The sequence below is a fragment of the Amycolatopsis sp. NPDC089917 genome (assembly GCF_040684635.1).
Taxonomy (GTDB): domain Bacteria; phylum Actinomycetota; class Actinomycetes; order Mycobacteriales; family Pseudonocardiaceae; genus Amycolatopsis.
Genome location: NZ_JBFBGL010000029.1, coordinates 65,093 through 82,546, shown reverse-complemented (window position 1 = coordinate 82,546; position 17,454 = coordinate 65,093). Strand labels below are relative to the sequence as shown.

The window sequence follows — 17,454 nt, the reverse complement described above, 5'->3', positions numbered from 1 at the left end:
CCCTGGCTCCGCACCGCCCGCCTGTGGGCCCGGCTCGACGGGCCGGAGGCCTGTCAGAGAGACTGGGGGCCAGTGCCCGCCCTCTCGACCTGGAGCGTTTGATGCCGCAAGGGACCGTCCGTTGGTTCGATGCCGAACGGGGTTTCGGCTTCCTCGCGCCCGAGGACGGCTCGCCGGACGTGTTCGTGCACGCCTCCGAGATCGTCGGGGAAGGCGGCGCGAAACTGCTCCGCGAGGGTCAGGTCGTCGTGTTCGAGGCCGGCGAGAACGACCGCGGGCCCCAGGCGCTGCGCGTTCGCGTCACCGCCGATGCGGCCACCGGCAGCGCCGTGGGCCTGCTCGGCACCGTCAACTGGTACGAGCCGGGCAAGGGGTACGGCTTCGCGTCGCCGGACGGCGGCGGCGCCGACATCTTCGTGCACAGCTCCGCCATCGTGACCGGCGGCGTGGTCACCGAGGGGCAGCGGGTGGCCTTCCTGATCGTCGAAGGCGAGCGCGGCCCGCAGGCCGGGCACGTGATCCCGCTGGGAGCAGGGGCCGGCTCACCCGCCGCGGCTGGTATCGCGGACGGCGCCGACGGCACGGTGGCCTGGTACGACGAGGACAAGGGCTTCGGCTTCATCAACCCCGACTCCGGCGCCGGGGACGTCTTCGTTCACGCCCGGGCCCTGGCCGAGGGGCTGACGTGGCTCGCGGAGGGCGACCGCGTCGCCTACGAGGTGGCTAGTGGGGACAAGGGCCCGCAGGCCCGCGACGTGCACCTGGTCCGGGGCACCGAGCCCCAGACGGCGCCGCAGCGGCCGGCACCTGCCCCGGCCGCAGGGCCGGCGGCGCGGGACGTGCCCGTACGAGGCGGCGAGGGCGTCGTCGCGCGCTACGACGACGACCGCGGCTTCGGCTTCATCACCCCGGACGCGGGCGGTGACGATCTCTTCGCCCACGTGTCCGTGATCGTGGGGTCGGAGCCGCTGCAGAAGGGTGACCGGGTCCGGTACACGGTGCGTCAGAGCGACCGGGGTCCGCAGGCCGACCGCATCGAACGCCTCTGAAGAGGCGGCCCCACCGATGGCTGATCACTCCCCGACGAGAGCCGGGCGAGTGCCGGACCGGCAGGTCACGCGGTGACACACCCTTGAGTTTTGAAACCAGGTCCAAGCCGACCAAGGAGGGTTCCGTGTTGAATCAAGTCGTGAATAAATAACCACATGCGACGGTTCAGCACGGTCCTCTTCGGCACGCTCGCCGCCCTGCTGCTGGTGACGGGAACGGCCTCGGCGGCTCCGCCGCAGGCTTTGGACTGGTCGGCGCCCGGGCCCGACCGGACCTACGAACCCGCCTTCGACTACGACGGGGACGGTTGTTATCCCACCCCGGCCATCGGCCGCGACGGCACACTCGCGCCCGGGCTCGCGCTGGGTGGCGACGTCAACGGCCAGTGCCGCGACCTGTCCGATCTGGACAACACCAACGCCTACTCGCGGGTGAAGTGCAACAACGGTTGGTGCGCCTACCTGTACGCGCTCTACTTCGAGAAGGACCAGGCCGCGCTGGGTCCCGGGAGCGCCGGTCACCGGCACGACTGGGAGCACGTCGTCGTCTGGGTCCAGGGCGACTGGGGGAGGTACGTTTCGACGTCGGCGCACGGCAAGTACACGACCCGCCAGCGCGACCAGGTCCCGTGGGACGAGACCGGCAAGCACCCCAAGGTGATCTACCACAAGGACGGGATCAGCACGCACTGCTTCCGGCACGCGAACTTCGGCGAGGAGCCGGAGAATCACAAGAAGCAGTGGCAGTACCCGCCGCTGGTCGGCTGGGACGGCTACCCGCCGGGGCTGCGGGACAAGCTGACCGGGCACGACTTCGGCAGCGCGCAGCTGGGGATCCGGGATTCGTCGTTCAACGGCGAACTCGCGAAGGCGAAACCGGCCGGGATCCCGTTCGATCCGAACGCGTGAGGTGCCCCGGTGAGGTCGCCGTGGGCCGAAGGGGCCCTTCAGCCACCCACCACGAACGGGTGATGCGTAGGCGGGATGGGCGCGAGTACGTAATTCACCCGATGTGCCCGCTATCGCGGAGTAGCAGACTCGGCGCCCCGACGATTCCCGCTGCTCCGGAGGTCGACGATGACCGTGTCCCACGCTCCAGCCCGCCCCGCCCAGGCATCTTCGGCGCCGGGCCGCTCCGCCGCCCTGGTGATCGCCCGCGTGGTCGTCGACGGCATCCGGCACGCGCTGCCCGAGCACGCGCCGTTGTTCGACGCGCGGGCCATCGAGTTCGTCGCGCTGGTGCTGGAGCACGACGGGATGGACTCCGCACCGGGGATCGCCGCGGGCGCGGACGCCTTCCGGCAGGTCGGCGTGTCCGAGTACGCCGCGGGCAAGGAACTGGCCCGGCTCTCCCGCGCCTACCACTCGGCAGGCCGGTTCGCGCTGCCCGCGCTGGCGACGCTGTCCCGGCAGCACGGGGGCGGATCGGCCTTGATGGACACCGGGGTGGAAGCCCTGCTCCGCTGCGCCGACGTCCTGATCCGGTTGTCCACCGCCGCCTACCGCGCCGCGCACACGCCGTCGATGGCAGAGGTGCGCCGGGACCTGCTGAGGGAGATCTTGAGCGGCCGTCCGCCCGCGAAATGGGTGCGGCTGGCGGCCGAAGCGAGCTGGGTGCCGCCCGCGCGGGTGGTCGCCGTCGCCGCCGAGCCCGGCGCGGTCCGCGCCTCGTTCGGTCCGGAGGTGCTGGCAGACCTCACCGGCGAGTATCCGCATCTGCTCGTGCCCGACGACGTCGAGATCAGCGGCGTCCTGGCGGGCGCGCGGGCGGCGGTCGGGCCCGCGGTGGCGCCGGCCGAGGCCGCGGAGTCGCTGCGGTGGGCCCGCCGGACACTGGAGCTGGTCCGGCGCGAAGTGATCGAGGACGGCCCCCTCGTGCGCTGGTCGGACCACCTGACCACGCACTGGCTGTTCGCCGACGAGGTCCTCACCACCGCGCTCGTCACCCGCAGCCTGGCCCCGATCGCCGATCTGCCGTCGAACGAGCGCACCAAACTCGCCGAGACCCTCGACGCGATGCTCTCCGCCCGCGGCGGGGCACCGGAGATCGCGAACAACCTGGGCGTCCATCCGCAGACGGTCCGCAACCGCCTGCGCCGCCTCCGGGTCCTGTTCGGTTCCCGCCTCGACGACCCGCAGTCGCGACTGGACCTGCGGATCGCCCTGCGCGCGGAACTGCTCACCCCCGAGCAGCGGACCACCCCGATCAGGGCGGCGTGAGCCTCAGGCGGAGTCCGCGGACCGGGTGACCCAGGTGGCGACCTGGACCCGGTTCGCATAGCCGAGTTTGGTCAGGATGTGGTCGATGTGGGTGTCCACCGTGCGGCGGGCGATGCCGAGCCGGTCGGCGATCTCCTGGTTCGTCAGCCCCTCGGCGACCACGTGCGCGATCTCGGTCTCGCGTTTGGTGAGCACCTGCGCGGCCTGTTTCGGCGGTTCGGGGGAGCGTTCTTCGAGGGCGTACGCGATCGCGTCGCCGATGGGCATCGCGGCGCCGTCGGCGAACTCCTTGATCGCGACCTCCCAGCCCAGGGCGGCGGTCACGGTGTCGGTGTCGGTCTGGAGCGGTTCGGTGAACGCCTCGTACCGCGTCGGCCAGGCGCCCACCGTGCGCCAGACGTTCATCGCGGCGCCCTGCAGGATCGCGGCCCGGTTGGGACGTCCGGTGCGGGCCGCGCAGCCGGCCAGGACGGTGAGGGTGAACCCGACGACGACGCGGTCGTCGACCCGCTCGTGCAGCCGCAGGACCTGCTCGCAGCACCGGCTCGCCACGGAGAGATCTCCTTGCAGGTATTCGGCCGCGGCGCGCGACCACAGTGCCCAGCCCCGCCAGAAGACCTCGCCCCGCCGCTCGCAGCGTTCGACGGCTTCGGCGAGCACCGCCCGGCCGCGGTCGATGTCGCCGTCCAGCCAGACGGCCAGCCCGTGGTTGTAGCTCGCCCAGAGGTCCGCGCCCTCGTCGCCGTGAGCGCGGAAGAGATCGATGGCCGTGCCGAACAGGCGCGACGCCTCGGGCATGTCGTCGCCGATCAGCGCGGCGTAGGCGCGGACGTGGAGCACGTACGCGGCGGCGAGCTCGTCGCCGCTCGTCTCGGCTTCGGCGGCGGCTTTGTCCAGCATGCACCGATAGGCGGGCAGGTCTCCCTGCACCAGCGCCAGGAAACCGGACAGCCACAGCCCGTGCGCCCGCTCGGGGACACCCGGTGCCGCGGCCTCGTCGAGCCGCCGCACCCACATCCGGCCTTCGGTGTTCAGCCCGCGGACGATCCAGAACTCCTTGACGTCGCGCAGCATCCGCAGCCCGATGGCCGCGTCCTCGGGGGTGCCGGCGCAATGGTCGAGGGCGACGCGCAGGTTCGCGTGCTCCCGCCGCAACCGGCCGATCCAGCCGAGCTGATCGGTCTCCAGCCATTCGGTGGCGTACCGGCCGGCGAGTTCGGCGAACCAGTCCCGGTGCCGTTTCCGCAGGTCCTCGGTCCCGCCCGTCTCGCGGAGCCGGTCGACGCCGTACTCGCGCACCGACTCCAGCATCCGGTACCGCACGCCGCCCGGATACTCCTCGCGCAGCAGGATGGACTTGTCGAGCAACCCGTCGACGACTTCGAGGACCCGTTCGGGGGGCAGTTCGCCGCCGGAACAGACCTGCTCGGCGGCGTCGAGATCGAAGCTGCCGGAGAACACCGACGCGCGCGCCCACAGCAGCCGCTCGGGCCCGGTGCAGAGGTCGTGGCTCCAGTCGATCAGGGCCCGCATGGTCTCGTGCCGCTCCGGCCGCCCGCGCCGGTCCTTCGTGAGCACGGAGAACTGCTTGTCGAGCCGGTCGGCCAGCTGACGCAGGGACAACGCCCGCGCGCGGACGGCGGCCAGCTCGATGGCCAGCGGCAGCCCGTCGAGCCTGCGGCACAGCCGGATCAGCGGTTCGGTGTCCTCTTCGGTGAGCCGGAACGACGGCGCGACGGCGGCTGCCCGGTCCACGAACAGCCGCACCGATTCGTCGTTCACCGCGCGTTCGAAGGAGTCGCCCTGCTCCGGAATCGCCAGCGGCGGCACCGGCAGGACCCGTTCGCCCGCCACCCCGAGGGACTGTCTGCTCGTGGCCAGCACGGTCACCTGGGGACAGGCCCTGACCACGGTGTCGGCGAACCAGGCGCAGCTGTCGACCAGATGCTCACAGTTGTCCAGCACCAGCAGCAACCGGCTCGCCTGGAGCGCTTCGACGACGACCTCGATGGCCGGTTTCGCCGAGCGGTCCCCGAAACCGAGGACGTTCGCCACGGTCGGCACCAGCAGCGCGGGTTCCCGCAGCTCCGCCAGCGACACGAACACGACCTCGTCGGCGGTGGCTTCCCGGTGCGCGGCGGCGACCCGCCACGCGAGCCTGGTCTTGCCCACACCGCCCGGTCCGGTCAGCGTGACCAGCGAAGACGCTTCCAGCAGGCGCCGCGCCTCGCCGGTCTCGACGTCGCGGCCCACGTAGCTGGTCACTTCGGTGGGATCCGGCGACCACCCCGAAAGCGAGCCAGCTCTGTCCGCCATGCACTCTCCCCGCGATCGCCAGGAACCGCGACTCCGTCCGATGTAGACGGAAATCGCCCGGCTGCGGATCCTAGCGGACCGCGGTACCCCTAGCGGGACACTTGCTTCCCGCGGTCGTGCGACCAGCCCGCCAGTACGACTCCCGCCGCCGCGAGCAGCAGGAACACGATCAGCCTGCCGCCCCACTCACCGGGTACCCAGTCGAAAGCCCCCCACAACTGGGTCGCGGAATGGTCGAAGAGGCTGCGGATGGCCGCCTGCCCGAAGACGGCGACGGCCACCATCCCGACGATCTGAAGCCCCTGATAGCCGCCCTTGCCCATGCTCCCCACCTCCTGTTTTCCCGTGGTAGGTCCAGCCTCTCCCGGGCGCGGGGCCAGGCGCATCGGCAGCGCGTCGCGCGTGGTGTTCGACCAAAGTCGACCTCGATCGCGACCGAGGTCGAGGCCGGGATCGTTCCGTGTCCGGCTGCGCCGCCCCGGGCGGGTCGACCATGATGGGCCCGTGATCACCGACCCCGGCGTCCAGCCGCTTCTCCGTCCGTGGGGACAGGCCTGGCGCCTGCTCGCCGCGGCCGCGATGGGCGTGGTGCTCTGGATCGTCACGGCGTCTCAGCTGCCGGTGGGCGCGTCGGGCCCGAGGATCGAGTGGATGATCACCGGTGATCCGGCGCTGGCGCTCCTCTGCTTGATCGCCCTGCTGTGGCGGCGCCGCTTCCCGGTCACGATCGCGCTCGCGGTCATCCTCGCCTCGACGGCTTCGGTCCTGTCCGGTGGCGCGTCGCTGCTGGCGCTCTGTTCGCTGGCCGCCCGGCGGAGGCCTGCCGAAACGACGGTCGCCGCGGTGTTGTCCGTGGTCGTGGCGGTGCTGGGCAACGACCTCTACCCGCATCGCGAGGAGCCGGGCCCGCTGTGGCTGGTGATCAGCCTCCCGACCCTGATGGTGGGCATCACCGTGGCCATCGGCGCGGCGATCGGCGCGCGCCGTGAGGAGGTGCGCTCCCTGCGGCAGCAGGTCGAAAGCGCGGAACGGGAGCAGGCCGCCCGCGCGGCCGAGGCGCGGATCGTGGAGCGGCACCGGATCGCCCGCGAGATGCACGACGTGCTCGCGCACCGGGTCTCGCTGGTCGCCATGCAGGCCGGGGTGCTGGGGCACCGCCCGGACCTGCCCGCCGACCAGGTCGCGGAGCTGGCCCGCGGGATCGCCGACGGCTCCCATCAGGCGCTGGAGGAACTACGCGATGTCCTCGGGGTGCTTCGGGCTAGCCCGGACGAGGTGGAGCCGCCGCAACCCTCGCTCGCCGATCTGCCCGCGCTCGTCGCGGACGCGCGGGCGCTGGGGCTGGACGTCGCCCTGACGACCACTACGGAGAGCGAGCCGCCCGACGCGATCGTGAGGACCGTCTACCGGATCGTGCAGGAAGGCCTGACCAACGCGGGGAAACACGCTCCGGGGGCCACGGTGGCGGTCACCGTCGAAGGGAAGGCGGGGGACGGCTTGCGGGCGACGATCCGGGATTCCGGGGCGGCCCGGAAGTTCGCGGGCCCGCCCGCTTCGGGCTTCGGGCTGCTCGGACTGGCGGAACGAGTGGAACTGGCGGGCGGCGAACTGGACCACCATCGGGAGCCCGGCGGCGGATTCGTCCTCGCCGCGCGGTTGCCGTGGCCGGTCCGCGAAGGGAGCGAGTGAATGGACGGCGAGCGGGTACGGGTCGTGCTCGTGGACGACGAGCATCTGGTGCGGATGGCGTTGCGGCTCATCGTCGACGGCGAACCGGACCTCGTCGTGGTCGGCGAGGCGGCCGACGGCGACGCCGCGGTCACCGTGGTGGGGGAGCAGCGGCCCGACGTCGTCCTGATGGACGTCCGGATGCCCGGCCGCGACGGGCTGAGCGCGACCGAGGAGATCCTCCGGCTGCCGGATCCGCCGCGGGTCCTGGTGCTCACCACGTTCGACACGGACGAGATGGTGCTGGGCGCGCTGCGCGTCGGCGCGCTCGGCTTCCTCCTCAAGGACACCCCGCCGCCGCGGATCCTGGCGGCGATCCGGACGGTCGCGACCGGCGAACCCGCGCTGTCACCCGCCGCCACGGCACGGCTGATCGCCGCCGCGACCGGTCCGCACTCCTCCGACGCGCGCCGGGCGTCCCGTGACACGGCCGTCGAACTGCTGGCCACCCTGACCGACCGCGAACGCGAGACCGCGGGCGCCATTGCCGAGGGCCTGTCGAACACCGACGTCGCGCGGAGGCTCGACATCACCGTCGCGACGGTCAAGGCCCACACCAGCAGCATGCTCTCGAAACTGGGTGTCGAGAACCGGGTCCAGATCGCCCTGCTGGTCCGCGACGCGGAAAGCTGAAACTTTTCTCCGGAGCGATGTCGAATCCGCCGGTTCCCGCTCGACGCGGTGTCGAAAGCAGTTCGGAGCCACCAAGGAGAAACCAGATGCGCACCCTGATCGCCACCGCGTTCGTCTCGCTCGACGGCGTCGTCGAAGGCCCCGGCGGGGAGCCGGGCTACCGCAACTCCGGCTGGACCTTCAACGGCATCGAGTTCGACGAAGCCGCCTACGGGCTCAAGAGCCGCGAGCAGGGCGAAGCCACCGCGATGATGATGGGCCGGGTCAGCTACCAGGCGTTCTCGCCGGTGTGGCCGGACATGACCGTCGAATTCGCCGGGTACAACGCGATGCCGAAGTACGTCGTCTCGACCACGCTGCGGGACGAGGACCTCGTCGGCAACTGGGGCGAGACCACGATCCTGCGGTCGCTCGACGACGTCGCGAAGCTCAAGGACACCGAGGGCGGGCCGATCATCATTCACGGCAGCGCGGAACTGAACCGGAACCTCGCCGACGCCGGCCTGATCGACCGCTACCACCTGCTCGTGTTCCCGGTCCTGCTCGGCGCGGGCAAGAAGCTGTTCAGCGACACCGACAAGGACAAGCAGAACCTCGAGCTCGTGGAGAGCGAGGCCTATGGCAACGGGGTCCAGAAGCTGGTCTACGACATCATCCGATGATCGGACCCCGGACGGGACCCGGCCGCGCGTCCTGCGATCATGAACCGCATGAACAAGCCCGTCTTCGTCCAGCCGAACCTCGACGGACCGGCGGTGGAGCTGTCCGGGGTCGAGGTGCACGTCGGGCGCGTGCCGCTCGTCTCGGACGTGGACTGGCGGGTGGACTACGGCCAGCGCTGGGTCGTCCTCGGGCGTAACGGCGCCGGGAAGTCGACGATCCTTTCGGTCGCCTCGACCCAGCGGTTCCCCAGCGCGGGCACGGCCGTCGTGCTCGGCCACCGCATGGGCGCGGTCGACCTGCGCGACGTCCGGACCCACATCGGTTTCGTCGGGGCCAACCAGCGGCTGCCCGACGCGGAGAACCACGACGCGCACACCGTGGTGCTCACCGGGTACAGCGGGAGCGTCCTCCCGCTGTGGGACCGCTACGACGACGCGATCCGGGACAGGGCGTCGAAACTGCTCGAACTCGTCGGCTGCACCGAACTGCGCGACCGGCCGGTGCGCGTGTGCTCGCAGGGTGAACGCGCCCGGGTCCGGCTCGCCAGGGCGCTCATGGCCGACCCGCTGCTGCTCCTGCTGGACGAGCCGTTCGCCGGTCTCGACCTGCCCGGCCGCGAGGACCTCCTGATGGCGCTGGAGAACCTGACGCTGGCGCAGCCGGAACTGGCCACGGTCACCGTGACGCATCATCTGGAGGAGATCCCGGCGACCGCCACGCACGCCCTGATGGTGCGCCGCGGCGGGATCACCGGTGCCGGGCCGATCGACGAGGTCCTCACCGACGAGGGGCTTTCCGCCTGTTACGAGCGGGATGTCGAGGTCCACCGCATCAACGGCCGCTGGGCCGCTCACGCCGTGAGACGTTCCTAGGCCGTGTCCGGTGAGTCTGTTCGCGGTCTTCGCGCCCAGGCGGTCCCTGACGGCACGGGCGGACCCGGCCGAGTGCAACCCGGTACGAGGCCGATCCGCCCGCACCGTCAGGAACCACCTGGATCACGAAGCCCATCGAACAGACTTACCGGACACGGCCTGAAGACGTCCGTCACTCCACGGGGTTGCTTTCGGGGGATCAACATCATCTTCGCGCATCTTCCGGGCATGGGTGGGCATCTTTCCCGGTGAGGTCGATCAACGTGAATCGATCACCGAGCGGGAGGAGATGTCATGAACGTCCAGGTGAAGCGAGCGGCCGCGACGATCGCCGTCGGGGGACTGGTGACAGGCGGGCTGCTGGCCGCCGGGGGCGTGGCCGGTGCGATGCCGAGCGACAAACTCTGCGGCGCCTCCGACGTCGAGGTGACCGTGACCCCGGATCCGTCGCACTCGGCGGGCCACGAGGCGTACGTCCTCACCTACACCGCGACCTCGCCGGCCACGAACTGCAAGCTCCAGGGCGCGCCGACGGCGATGTCGTTCGTCGCGGACGGGCAGCTGATCGACGACGTCGCCGCCGTACCGGACGCCACCGCGGCGAACGCGGCGCCGGTGAACCTGCGCGAGGGGCATCCGGCCGTGTCGCGCATCGTGCAGGCCTCCGCCGAGGCCCCGAACCCGCGCACGCCGACGACGATCACCTTCGACCTGCCGACCGGGCCCGGCGGCGTTCCCGTCGTCGCGAACTGGCCCGCCGGTGAGCCGCTGAAGGGTGCCACCGTCCAGGTCACCGCCGTCACCGCCTGAATCCCGTCGAGCGAAGGAAGAAAGCCATGTCCGGCAAACGGATCAAGAGTGTTTCCCTGGGTGTCGCGGTGCTGACCGGAACGCTCGCGCTGACGGCGGCCGTCCCGGCTCAAGCAGCCACGGCGCGCTGCGGGACGGCGGACCTCGCGGTCTCCCTGGGAGAGCCGAAGCAGCTCGAAGAGGCGACGGGCCAGTACGACGTTCCGCTGACCTTCAAGAACATCTCGCCGGAATCCTGTGGTCTGCACGGGGTGCCCGGCGTCGACCTGGTCGGACCGGACGATCCGAACGGCCCCGTCTACCACCTGCCGCGCGCGGACAACGGCGTGCGCGTCAACGAGGTCCCGCCGGGTTCGACGGCGACGGCGACCGTCACCGTGCTGTCCCGGACCGAGGGTTCGGTCGGCAGCGGCGGCTCCACCTCTTGGACGCCGTCGAAGCTGGTGACCATCCCGCCGGGGCAGACCGAGGCGTTGAGCGTGGACTGGCCGTCCGATCTGCCGGTGCTCCGGCAGGACGCCGCCACGCGTCCGGGCAGCTGGGTCAACGGGATCCTCGCCGACCCGCTGGCGGGCTGACCGCGGGTCAGGCCGGAGGACAGGGCCAAGCGAGCCGGACGACGGTGCCGGTGGGCGTGCTCGTCACCGAGGCTTCCGGCGCGAAAGCGCGGATGATCGGCAGGCCACGCCCACCGTCCGGACGGCGGCCGTCGCGCCAGCGTCCTTCGTCGGCGACGGTGATCTTGATGTGACCGTCGCCGTGGGTGGCGGTGATGGTCATCCCGTTGTCTTCGGTGCCGTCCGGGTATGCGTGCTTGACGACGTTCGTCATCGCTTCGTAGGCGGTGAGCTTGAGATCCTCGGCCAATTCCCGGGGGAGACCGTGTTCGAGTGCCCAGCTCGCCAGGAAGTCCCGCAACCGGGCGGCCTGGGCGGGGACGGCGGGGACCTCGAGGACCAGCTCGTCGGTGCTGGTGGGGCTGCTGCGCACCGGCTCGTCGATCGGCATCACGGGGCTCTCCTCGTCGTCCGCCGCGGTCCACGACCGCCGGATCCACCGTCCAGGCTAAGGCACCGCCGGGATCGGTCCGCGTGTGCCGCGCGGTCCGGTGCCGTCATCCGATATCTTCGAGAGTCTTCGGTGTGCCGATATGAGGGGTGGATGACGGTGACGAGCGGAGACGGCGACAACCGGGAAGTTCCGTTCTCGGTGACCGTCGCCAGGCCCGATGGCGCCGCGGTGGTCATCGCGGTGGCGGGCGAGATAGACCTGACGACGTCCGAGGATCTCAAGGAAAGCTTCGAAGAAGCACTGGAACCCGTGCCCGGCAAGGTCGTCGTCGACCTCGAAGGCGTGGAGTTCTGCGATTCCACCGGGTTGGCGACCCTGGTCAGGATCAACGACCGCTGCGCCACTCAGGGAGTCGACCTGAGTTTCCTGCCGTCGCCGACGATCCGGCGATTGGCGCTGAAGACGGGCTTGTCCACGCTCCTGCCGCTCGCCGGATCCTGAGCGCCGGCTCAGGGATTCGGCGCCGGCAAGGCTTTCGGCACTTCGAGGATCGCGTTGTCGAGGCGCCGGTACACGGGGATGTGGGTCTCGACTCCGAACAGGTGCAGCAGCCGCAGGACCGGCCGGGTGTCGGCGACGACGCCGGTCGTGCGGCGTTCGACGTGGGCGCGGGCGGCGGCGGATTCGATGACCCGCAATCCGGCGACGCCGAGGAAATCGACCTCGGTGAGGTCGAGCACCGTGGCGGCGGGCAACTCGCCCCACAGGGCGTGCTCAAGCCGTCCGGCGGTGGCGAGGTCGATCTCGCCGGCCGCGGAGACGACGAGCAGATCTTCACTCCATCGGGTCTTCTGGACCCGCAGCAGGTTCTCCGTCGTCGGGCGCTGGCGCGGGACGGTCGGGTGGATGACGGTACGGAGCGCGGGGCCGTCGCGGCTGCCTCGTGTGAACGGAATGCGGTCGGTCATGATGCTGGTCTCCCGGATAGCCGGGGACGAGACGGACAACGGGTAAGCCTGCACAACGGCTGCGCAAGTCAACTCGCCGCCGCGTCGCCCTGGTAAGTCGCCCTGTGGAAGCGGCGGGGCCGCGGACATGCGGGTCGTTCGCGCGGGCTGGTGGACTCAACCTCACGTACTGCTCACCGTACGCTGCTCGCCGCGCCTGGCAATACCGCGTGGATGATTCACCCCCGCGCATGGTCACTCGCGCAGGGCCTCCTCCCAGGCGGAACCCCAGTTTTCCAGTGGACGCAGCGCGTCGAGGAGCTGCCGGCCCAGCGGTGACAGGCGGTAACCGTCCCCGCCGGTCTCGACGATGCGGCCTTCGGTGAGTTCGCCGAGCCGGGTGGCGAGCACGCTCGACGACATGCGCTCGCAGCGCCGCTGGAGTTCCCGGAACCCGACCTCGCCCTGGCGCAGTTCCCAGATCACCCGCAGTGTCCACCGGCGCCCGAGCAGGTCGAGCGCGGCCATGAGCGGACGGCCGGTTTCGGAGCCGCGGACCGGCCGTCCGGGACGCGGGATCGGATCCTCGGGCATCTCATCCCCTTGTGCTTCGACTTTAGAAGCAGCATAGTGATTCGAAAGTCGAAGCACCCGAGGTGGTCATGGCACGCATCGCACCGCTCACCCCGCCGTATGAGGCGGACGTCGAACAAGCCCTTCGCAAATGGATGCCGCCCGGCGTGGCGCGAGAGCCCTTGGCGCTCTTCCGTTTGCTGCAACGCAACCCGGAGCTGGCATCACGGATGCGCGTCCTCGGCGCGGGGCTGCTCGCGCACGGGGAACTACCCGCGCAGGACCGGGAAATCGTCATCGCGCGGGTGACCGCTCGCTGCGGATGTCGTTACGAATGGGGTGTCCACGCCACGGTTTTCGCCTCGGCCGTCGGGCTGACCCCGGAACAGGTCGAGGCGACCGTGTCCGGCGACTCCACGCATCCGGCGTGGTCGGGGCGGCATCGCGCCCTGATCACCGCCGTCGACGAACTCCATGACACGGCAACGGTTTCCGGCGACGCGTGGGCCGCGCTCGCCGAACATTACCCGGTGCCGCACCTGCTGGAGTTCCTCGTGCTCGCGGGTTGGTACCGGACGATCGCCTACGTCGCCAACGGCGCCGGCCTCGACGAGGAGCCTTGGGGTGCCCCGTATCCCGCTCGTTAGGGCTGGTGCGAGTCCACTTTCCCGGTGTCGTCCTGTTCTCGTTTCGCGGCCTTCCAAGCGGCGAGGACGCACAGGAGTGCCGCCACGAAGCCGACCGCGGTGAGTGTCCCGGCCCAGACGGCGCCGGTGCTGGCGAGAAGGTAGAGCTGGATCACGGCGGTGCACGTGTAGACGACCGCCAGTCCCAGCCACAGCCGTTGCGTCATCATCTCCCGTCTCCGTTCGCCTGGTACGGGAGGTCAATCGCCGCAGGGCGGGATCGGGTTACATGTTGTTCGAAGGCGATGGTTTCCTGGCGGTGCAACGGTGTCGCCGCTCAGGAACCGGCCACCCGGAAGAAGTCGACCAGGCCGTCGCCGGACCGGGAACTCCGCCTGCGCTCCCACCACGTCCGGAACGGCGTCGACGCCATCGCGTGCCGCGTGTACGACGTCATCATCGCGCGGTACACGTTCTCCGCCTGGTCCCACGTCAGCCGTTCCTTGCGCCACGCCAGCACCAGCCGCATCCGCATGGGGTCGCCCTTCAGCGGCCGGACGACCATACCCGGTAGCTCGGGCGCGGTGGGTTCCACGAGCTGGACGGCCTGCCCGGCGGCGATCAGGTTCCGGCCGCCGCCGTTGGGGCATTCGAAGCGGATCCGCGGGGTGAACCCGGCCCGATGCGTCGCCGCGCGCAGTGACGTCAGCGAGCCGTCCTCGGGGCCCGGTGGTCCGATCCACGCTTCGTCCGCGAGATCGGCGAGGTCGACTTCGAAGGCGTCGGCGAGCCGGTGCCGGGCGGGGAGGCCGATGAAGACGGGCACCCACGAGAACAGCACCCGGTGCCCCAAATGCTTCGCCAGCGGCACTTCCTGGTCGTCGGACATGGCGATGACCGCGATGTCGAGGGTCGCGCGGGCCAGCGCCTGCGCCAGCACCGCGCTCGACGGTTCCAGGTGGACGGTCACGTCCAGCCCCGGCAGCGCGTCGTCCAGGTGCTCGACGAAGGTCGGCAGACAGTCCATTTGGGACGATCCCAGCCGGACCGGCCCGTCGCCCAGCGCGCCGAGGAGATCGCTTTCGAACCGGTCGAACTCCACGAGCAGGGTCAGCGCGCGGCGTAACGTCTGCTCGCCGAACGGAGTCGGCGTCACGCCCGTGTGGCTGCGGACGAACAGCGGCGCGCCGATCTGCCGTTCGAGCCGCTGGAGCAGCGACGTCAGCGACGGCTGCGACATGCCCAGCGCGGCGGCCGCCTGCGAGAGGCTGCCCGCCTCGGCGATGGCGCAGATCGCCCGCAGGTGCCGGATCTCCAGGGCCATAGGCGGAGTCTATCGCCGCCGGTCATTACGGCCCGGCCGGTCGCGGTGCGAGGGTGCGGCCAGAACCGTGTCTACCTGAAGGGGGAGCCGATGACCGGCGACCGAACCCGGCCGGATCTGCGCGCGCTGCTGGCCGCCAAGGGGTTCCGGAACTGGATCAGCGACGGCTGGGAGCCCGCCGACACCACCGTCGACGTGCCCGCGGGGACCGCCGAGGCCGCCGCGGCGCATCGTGGCAGGCTGTCGGCTGAACTGCCCGGTCAGCGGATCGCGCTCGCGGCGGGCCGGGCCGTGGTGCGCTCCAACGACACCTACCACGGCTTCCGTGCCGACAGCGATTTCGTCTGGCTCACCGGCTGCCAGCGCGAAGGCGCGATCCTCGTGCTGACCCCGGCGGGGGACAGTCACCACGCCACGCTGTATGTCCCGCGCCCGGCCGAGCCGGACGAGCCCGACTTCGTGGGCGACGCCGACACCAGCCCGCTGTGGGTCGGCACCGCCGCCGGGCCGGCCGCGTACGGCGAGACGCTCGGCATCGAATGCCGCCCGCTGGAGGACCTCCCGCACGGCCTGCGCGGACGGAATCCGAGCTTCCTGGTCGGCGCCGGTGTCGATCCCGCGCTCGACGCGTACGGCTTCGGCCACAGCGACCGGCTGCGGACGGTCCTCGCGGACCTGCGCCGGATCAAGGACGACTGGGAGATCGGCCAGCTGCGCGATGCCGTCGACGCCACCGCGCTCGGGTTCGCCGACGTGCTGGCCGCGTTGCCCGAGGCGGTCCGCGGCGGCGGCGAACGCTGGCTGCAGGGCACCTTCGACCGGCGTGCCCGCACCGAGGGCGTCGGCCCCGGTTACGCCTCCATCGTGGCGGCCGGGCCGCACGCGCCGATCCTGCACTGGACGCGCTGCGACGGACAGGTGACCGAGGACAGCCTCCTGCTGCTCGACGCGGGAGTCGAGCTGAATTCCCTGTACACGGCGGACATCACCCGCACGTTCCCGGTCGGCGGGGAGTTCACGACGGCCCAGCGCGACGTCTACGACCTGGTGTACAAGGCGCATCTCGCGGCGCTGGCGGAGGTGCGGCCGGGGCAGGACTTCGCCGCCTTCCAGGCCACGGCGCTGGGCGTGCTCGCGTCGGGGTTGCACGATTGGGGTCTTCTCCCGGTGTCGGTGGACGAAGCGCTGTCGCCGGACGGGCAGCAGCACCGGCGGTACATCGTCTGCGGGACCGGCCACTTCCTCGGGCTGGACGTCCACGACTGCGCCTCCGCGAGTCCCGGGGCCTACCGCGAGGGCACGCTCGCCGAGGGCATGGCGCTGGCGGTGGAGCCCGGTCTGTACTTCCACGCCGGCGACCGCACGGTGCCGCCGGAGCTGCGCGGCCTCGGCGTCCGCATCGAGGACAACGTCGTGGTCACCGGATCGGGGCACGACCTGCTTTCCGGCGGTTTCCCTTCGACCGCCGACGAGATCACCGCCTGGGTCCGGGCGGCCACGCGGTGAAGCACCGGAGGGCCGGTGCGAGTCCGGCCCTCCGGTGTCCCGTCAGTACGAGATGGTGTGCCCGGCGAGGATCCGCTCGGCGGCACCGGTCGTGGACAGCCCGGCGGCGGGCCGGTCCTCGGTGAAGTACTCGCGGAAGTCCTGGCTGAAGTCGCGGGTCATCAGCGCGATCGTGCGGTTCCAGTTCCCGCCGTCCGGCCCGCCCGCCGCCCACAGGTCCAGCAGGGACGAGCCGACCCGGCCCTGCACGGTGTCGCCGGCGTCCCAGCCGGGTGTCGAAGCGTCGTTCCGGAAGCTGTACGAGTTGCCGTTGTCGTAGACGTAGCGGTAGTCGCCGAGGGTGTAGGCGGCGACGGCGTCGGCGAACCCTTCGGTCCACGCGCAGGATTCCGAACTGTGCTTCTCGATGTAGTGCGGGTCGCAGTTGTCGACGACGGGGAAACCCCGCCCGTAGAGCTGCCATTGCAGCCAGTGCCCGGCTTCGTGGAGCACGAGATGCTTCGAGTCCGGCATCGTCGCGCCGAGGAAGACGTAGTTCGTGTTCGGGTAGTCCCAGTAGCCGCCGTCGGCGACCTTCGGATCCCAGACGAACGTGATCTGGTCGCAGCGGCCGTCGGACTGGCGGCTCGTCCAGCAGGAGGAAGCGGTGTTCGCGCGCTTCCAGTAGAGGACGTTGAGCGTGTCCACGACCTTCCACGCCCGCTGCAGCGTGGACGGCACCTTCACCGTGCCGAGGTCCTGGGTGCCGGACACGTTCGTGCGGCGGGCCGAGTCGAACGTGTAGTCGGTGGTGTTGTCCGCCGCCTTGACCACCCGCCACATCGAGGTGCTGCTCGACCGGAACCGGACGTAGGCCTCGGCCAGCGAAGCGGTGTGGCAGGCGGTGAACCGGCCGTCGGACGCGCCGGTGATCCCCGCGGCGAGCCTGCTCGCCGTGCCGGAACCGGTGCGCCCCCACAGCTCCCAGTTCGCGTTCCGCGCCACCTGCGTGCGCACGGGTTTGCCCGTCCCGGCTTCCGCGTCGAGATGGTCGAAGGCGAGTGTGCCGGTGAGACAGGCGTTCGCGGCCGCCGTGGCCGGTGTGGCGGCCGCGAACGCGGTCAGCCCGAGGGTGGTGACGAGCACCGCGCCGAACGCTCGAAGCCGTCGGCCCGCGGATCTGCGGATCAGCTGCAC

20 protein-coding genes and 3 pseudogenes are annotated in these 17,454 nt (G+C 71.0%); 15 read left to right on the top strand and 8 right to left on the bottom strand.

Annotated elements, in window-relative coordinates; genetic code table 11:
* Positions 1-101 precede the first annotated feature (101 nt).
* From AB0N89_RS21980 to AB0N89_RS21955, 6 genes and pseudogenes are all read left to right on the top strand, one after another.
* A pseudogene (locus AB0N89_RS21980) lies at positions 102-299 on the top strand (cold shock domain-containing protein); the annotation flags it as partial.
* Between the two features lie 30 nt (positions 300-329).
* Positions 330-509, top strand: a pseudogene (locus AB0N89_RS21975) (cold shock domain-containing protein); the annotation flags it as partial.
* Between the two features lie 51 nt (positions 510-560).
* A pseudogene (locus AB0N89_RS21970) lies at positions 561-749 on the top strand (cold shock domain-containing protein); the annotation flags it as partial.
* 6 nt (positions 750-755) lie between these two features.
* Complete coding sequence (locus AB0N89_RS21965) at positions 756-1,049, top strand: cold shock domain-containing protein (protein WP_364207234.1); 294 nt, start codon at positions 756-758, stop codon at positions 1,047-1,049.
* A gap of 156 nt (positions 1,050-1,205) precedes the next feature.
* Positions 1,206-1,958 (top strand): NPP1 family protein, encoded by a 753-nt coding sequence (locus AB0N89_RS21960; RefSeq protein WP_364207189.1) that lies wholly within the window; start codon positions 1,206-1,208, stop codon positions 1,956-1,958.
* A gap of 168 nt (positions 1,959-2,126) precedes the next feature.
* Entirely contained in the window at positions 2,127-3,269 is a 1,143-nt protein-coding gene (locus AB0N89_RS21955; protein WP_364207187.1) for a helix-turn-helix domain-containing protein, read from the top strand.
* Positions 3,270-3,272: 3 nt separating this feature from the next.
* Here the strand turns inward: AB0N89_RS21955 and AB0N89_RS21950 are convergent, their stop codons facing one another.
* Both AB0N89_RS21950 and AB0N89_RS21945 read right to left on the bottom strand, forming a co-directional pair.
* Positions 3,273-5,585 carry a LuxR C-terminal-related transcriptional regulator gene (locus AB0N89_RS21950; RefSeq protein WP_364207185.1) on the bottom strand — a complete coding sequence of 771 codons (2,313 nt, stop codon included), beginning with the start codon at positions 5,583-5,585 and terminating at the stop codon, positions 3,273-3,275.
* A gap of 89 nt (positions 5,586-5,674) precedes the next feature.
* Positions 5,675-5,908, bottom strand: a complete 234-nt coding sequence (locus tag AB0N89_RS21945; RefSeq protein WP_364207183.1) for a hypothetical protein — start codon at positions 5,906-5,908, stop codon at positions 5,675-5,677.
* 181 nt (positions 5,909-6,089) lie between these two features.
* Here AB0N89_RS21945 and AB0N89_RS21940 point away from each other — a divergent pair, with 181 nt between their 5' ends.
* The 6 genes from AB0N89_RS21940 to AB0N89_RS21915 all read left to right on the top strand — a co-directional run bounded on the left by AB0N89_RS21940 (position 6,090) and on the right by AB0N89_RS21915 (position 10,869).
* Positions 6,090-7,274 carry a histidine kinase gene (locus AB0N89_RS21940; protein WP_364207181.1) on the top strand — a complete coding sequence of 395 codons (1,185 nt, stop codon included), beginning with the start codon at positions 6,090-6,092 and terminating at the stop codon, positions 7,272-7,274.
* Positions 7,275-7,946, top strand: a complete 672-nt coding sequence (locus AB0N89_RS21935; protein ID WP_364207179.1) for a response regulator transcription factor — start codon at positions 7,275-7,277, stop codon at positions 7,944-7,946.
* 86 nt (positions 7,947-8,032) lie between these two features.
* Positions 8,033-8,608: a dihydrofolate reductase family protein gene (locus AB0N89_RS21930; protein ID WP_364207177.1), complete on the top strand. Its 576-nt coding sequence runs from the start codon at positions 8,033-8,035 to the stop codon at positions 8,606-8,608.
* 48 nt (positions 8,609-8,656) lie between these two features.
* Positions 8,657-9,481 (top strand): ATP-binding cassette domain-containing protein, encoded by an 825-nt coding sequence (locus AB0N89_RS21925; protein ID WP_364207175.1) that lies wholly within the window; start codon positions 8,657-8,659, stop codon positions 9,479-9,481.
* Positions 9,482-9,775: 294 nt separating this feature from the next.
* The gene (locus tag AB0N89_RS21920; RefSeq protein WP_364207173.1) at positions 9,776-10,291 is read left to right on the top strand and encodes a DUF4232 domain-containing protein; all 516 of its coding nucleotides are present in this window, start codon (positions 9,776-9,778) and stop codon (positions 10,289-10,291) included.
* 26 nt (positions 10,292-10,317) lie between these two features.
* Positions 10,318-10,869 (top strand): DUF4232 domain-containing protein, encoded by a 552-nt coding sequence (locus AB0N89_RS21915; RefSeq protein ID WP_364207171.1) that lies wholly within the window; start codon positions 10,318-10,320, stop codon positions 10,867-10,869.
* A 7-nt stretch (positions 10,870-10,876) separates the two neighbouring features.
* On the opposite strand, the gene AB0N89_RS21910 is transcribed toward AB0N89_RS21915, so the two are convergent.
* Positions 10,877-11,299, bottom strand: coding sequence for an ATP-binding protein (locus AB0N89_RS21910; protein WP_364207169.1), 423 nt, complete (start codon positions 11,297-11,299; stop codon positions 10,877-10,879).
* A gap of 153 nt (positions 11,300-11,452) precedes the next feature.
* Here AB0N89_RS21910 and AB0N89_RS21905 point away from each other — a divergent pair, with 153 nt between their 5' ends.
* Complete coding sequence (locus AB0N89_RS21905) at positions 11,453-11,803, top strand: STAS domain-containing protein (protein WP_364207167.1); 351 nt, start codon at positions 11,453-11,455, stop codon at positions 11,801-11,803.
* A gap of 8 nt (positions 11,804-11,811) precedes the next feature.
* Here AB0N89_RS21905 and AB0N89_RS21900 read toward each other — a convergent pair whose 3' ends face one another.
* Together AB0N89_RS21900 and AB0N89_RS21895 are read right to left on the bottom strand one after the other, a co-directional pair.
* Positions 11,812-12,270 carry an STAS domain-containing protein gene (locus AB0N89_RS21900; protein ID WP_364207165.1) on the bottom strand — a complete coding sequence of 153 codons (459 nt, stop codon included), beginning with the start codon at positions 12,268-12,270 and terminating at the stop codon, positions 11,812-11,814.
* A gap of 234 nt (positions 12,271-12,504) precedes the next feature.
* On the bottom strand, positions 12,505-12,843 hold the full coding sequence (locus AB0N89_RS21895) for a helix-turn-helix domain-containing protein (protein ID WP_364207163.1): 339 nt from the start codon (positions 12,841-12,843) through the stop codon (positions 12,505-12,507).
* Positions 12,844-12,911: 68 nt separating this feature from the next.
* Between AB0N89_RS21895 and AB0N89_RS21890 the strand changes: the two genes are divergently transcribed.
* Entirely contained in the window at positions 12,912-13,469 is a 558-nt protein-coding gene (locus AB0N89_RS21890) for a carboxymuconolactone decarboxylase family protein (RefSeq protein WP_364207161.1), read from the top strand.
* Here AB0N89_RS21890 and AB0N89_RS21885 read toward each other — a convergent pair.
* Both AB0N89_RS21885 and AB0N89_RS21880 read right to left on the bottom strand, forming a co-directional pair.
* Positions 13,466-13,678, bottom strand: coding sequence for a hypothetical protein (locus AB0N89_RS21885; RefSeq protein ID WP_364207159.1), 213 nt, complete (start codon positions 13,676-13,678; stop codon positions 13,466-13,468). The two genes, AB0N89_RS21890 and AB0N89_RS21885, sit on opposite strands and share 4 nt — an antisense overlap.
* 107 nt (positions 13,679-13,785) lie before the next feature.
* Positions 13,786-14,772: a LysR family transcriptional regulator gene (locus AB0N89_RS21880; protein ID WP_364207157.1), complete on the bottom strand. Its 987-nt coding sequence runs from the start codon at positions 14,770-14,772 to the stop codon at positions 13,786-13,788.
* Between the two features lie 90 nt (positions 14,773-14,862).
* Here AB0N89_RS21880 and AB0N89_RS21875 point away from each other — a divergent pair, with 90 nt between their 5' ends.
* Positions 14,863-16,278 (top strand): aminopeptidase P family protein, encoded by a 1,416-nt coding sequence (locus AB0N89_RS21875; RefSeq protein ID WP_364207155.1) that lies wholly within the window; start codon positions 14,863-14,865, stop codon positions 16,276-16,278.
* A gap of 42 nt (positions 16,279-16,320) precedes the next feature.
* Here AB0N89_RS21875 and AB0N89_RS21870 read toward each other — a convergent pair whose 3' ends face one another.
* On the bottom strand, positions 16,321-17,454 hold the full coding sequence (locus AB0N89_RS21870; protein WP_364207153.1) for a metalloprotease: 1,134 nt from the start codon (positions 17,452-17,454) through the stop codon (positions 16,321-16,323).

What these genes read in the sequence shown, in the direction of transcription:
- AB0N89_RS21960 (WP_364207189.1), top strand. Translation starts at nt 1,206, where the DNA reads ATGCGACGGTTCAGCACGGTCCTCTTCGGCACGCTCGCCGCCCTGCTG.
- AB0N89_RS21955 (WP_364207187.1), top strand. Translation starts at nt 2,127, where the DNA reads ATGACCGTGTCCCACGCTCCAGCCCGCCCCGCCCAGGCATCTTCGGCG.
- AB0N89_RS21950 (WP_364207185.1), bottom strand. Translation starts at nt 5,585, where the DNA reads ATGGCGGACAGAGCTGGCTCGCTTTCGGGGTGGTCGCCGGATCCCACC.
- AB0N89_RS21945 (WP_364207183.1), bottom strand. Translation starts at nt 5,908, where the DNA reads ATGGGCAAGGGCGGCTATCAGGGGCTTCAGATCGTCGGGATGGTGGCC.
- AB0N89_RS21935 (WP_364207179.1), top strand. Translation starts at nt 7,275, where the DNA reads ATGGACGGCGAGCGGGTACGGGTCGTGCTCGTGGACGACGAGCATCTG.
- AB0N89_RS21930 (WP_364207177.1), top strand. Translation starts at nt 8,033, where the DNA reads ATGCGCACCCTGATCGCCACCGCGTTCGTCTCGCTCGACGGCGTCGTC.
- AB0N89_RS21925 (WP_364207175.1), top strand. Translation starts at nt 8,657, where the DNA reads ATGAACAAGCCCGTCTTCGTCCAGCCGAACCTCGACGGACCGGCGGTG.
- AB0N89_RS21920 (WP_364207173.1), top strand. Translation starts at nt 9,776, where the DNA reads ATGAACGTCCAGGTGAAGCGAGCGGCCGCGACGATCGCCGTCGGGGGA.
- AB0N89_RS21915 (WP_364207171.1), top strand. Translation starts at nt 10,318, where the DNA reads ATGTCCGGCAAACGGATCAAGAGTGTTTCCCTGGGTGTCGCGGTGCTG.
- AB0N89_RS21910 (WP_364207169.1), bottom strand. Translation starts at nt 11,299, where the DNA reads ATGCCGATCGACGAGCCGGTGCGCAGCAGCCCCACCAGCACCGACGAG.
- AB0N89_RS21905 (WP_364207167.1), top strand. Translation starts at nt 11,453, where the DNA reads ATGACGGTGACGAGCGGAGACGGCGACAACCGGGAAGTTCCGTTCTCG.
- AB0N89_RS21900 (WP_364207165.1), bottom strand. Translation starts at nt 12,270, where the DNA reads ATGACCGACCGCATTCCGTTCACACGAGGCAGCCGCGACGGCCCCGCG.
- AB0N89_RS21895 (WP_364207163.1), bottom strand. Translation starts at nt 12,843, where the DNA reads ATGCCCGAGGATCCGATCCCGCGTCCCGGACGGCCGGTCCGCGGCTCC.
- AB0N89_RS21890 (WP_364207161.1), top strand. Translation starts at nt 12,912, where the DNA reads ATGGCACGCATCGCACCGCTCACCCCGCCGTATGAGGCGGACGTCGAA.
- AB0N89_RS21885 (WP_364207159.1), bottom strand. Translation starts at nt 13,678, where the DNA reads ATGATGACGCAACGGCTGTGGCTGGGACTGGCGGTCGTCTACACGTGC.
- AB0N89_RS21880 (WP_364207157.1), bottom strand. Translation starts at nt 14,772, where the DNA reads ATGGCCCTGGAGATCCGGCACCTGCGGGCGATCTGCGCCATCGCCGAG.
- AB0N89_RS21875 (WP_364207155.1), top strand. Translation starts at nt 14,863, where the DNA reads ATGACCGGCGACCGAACCCGGCCGGATCTGCGCGCGCTGCTGGCCGCC.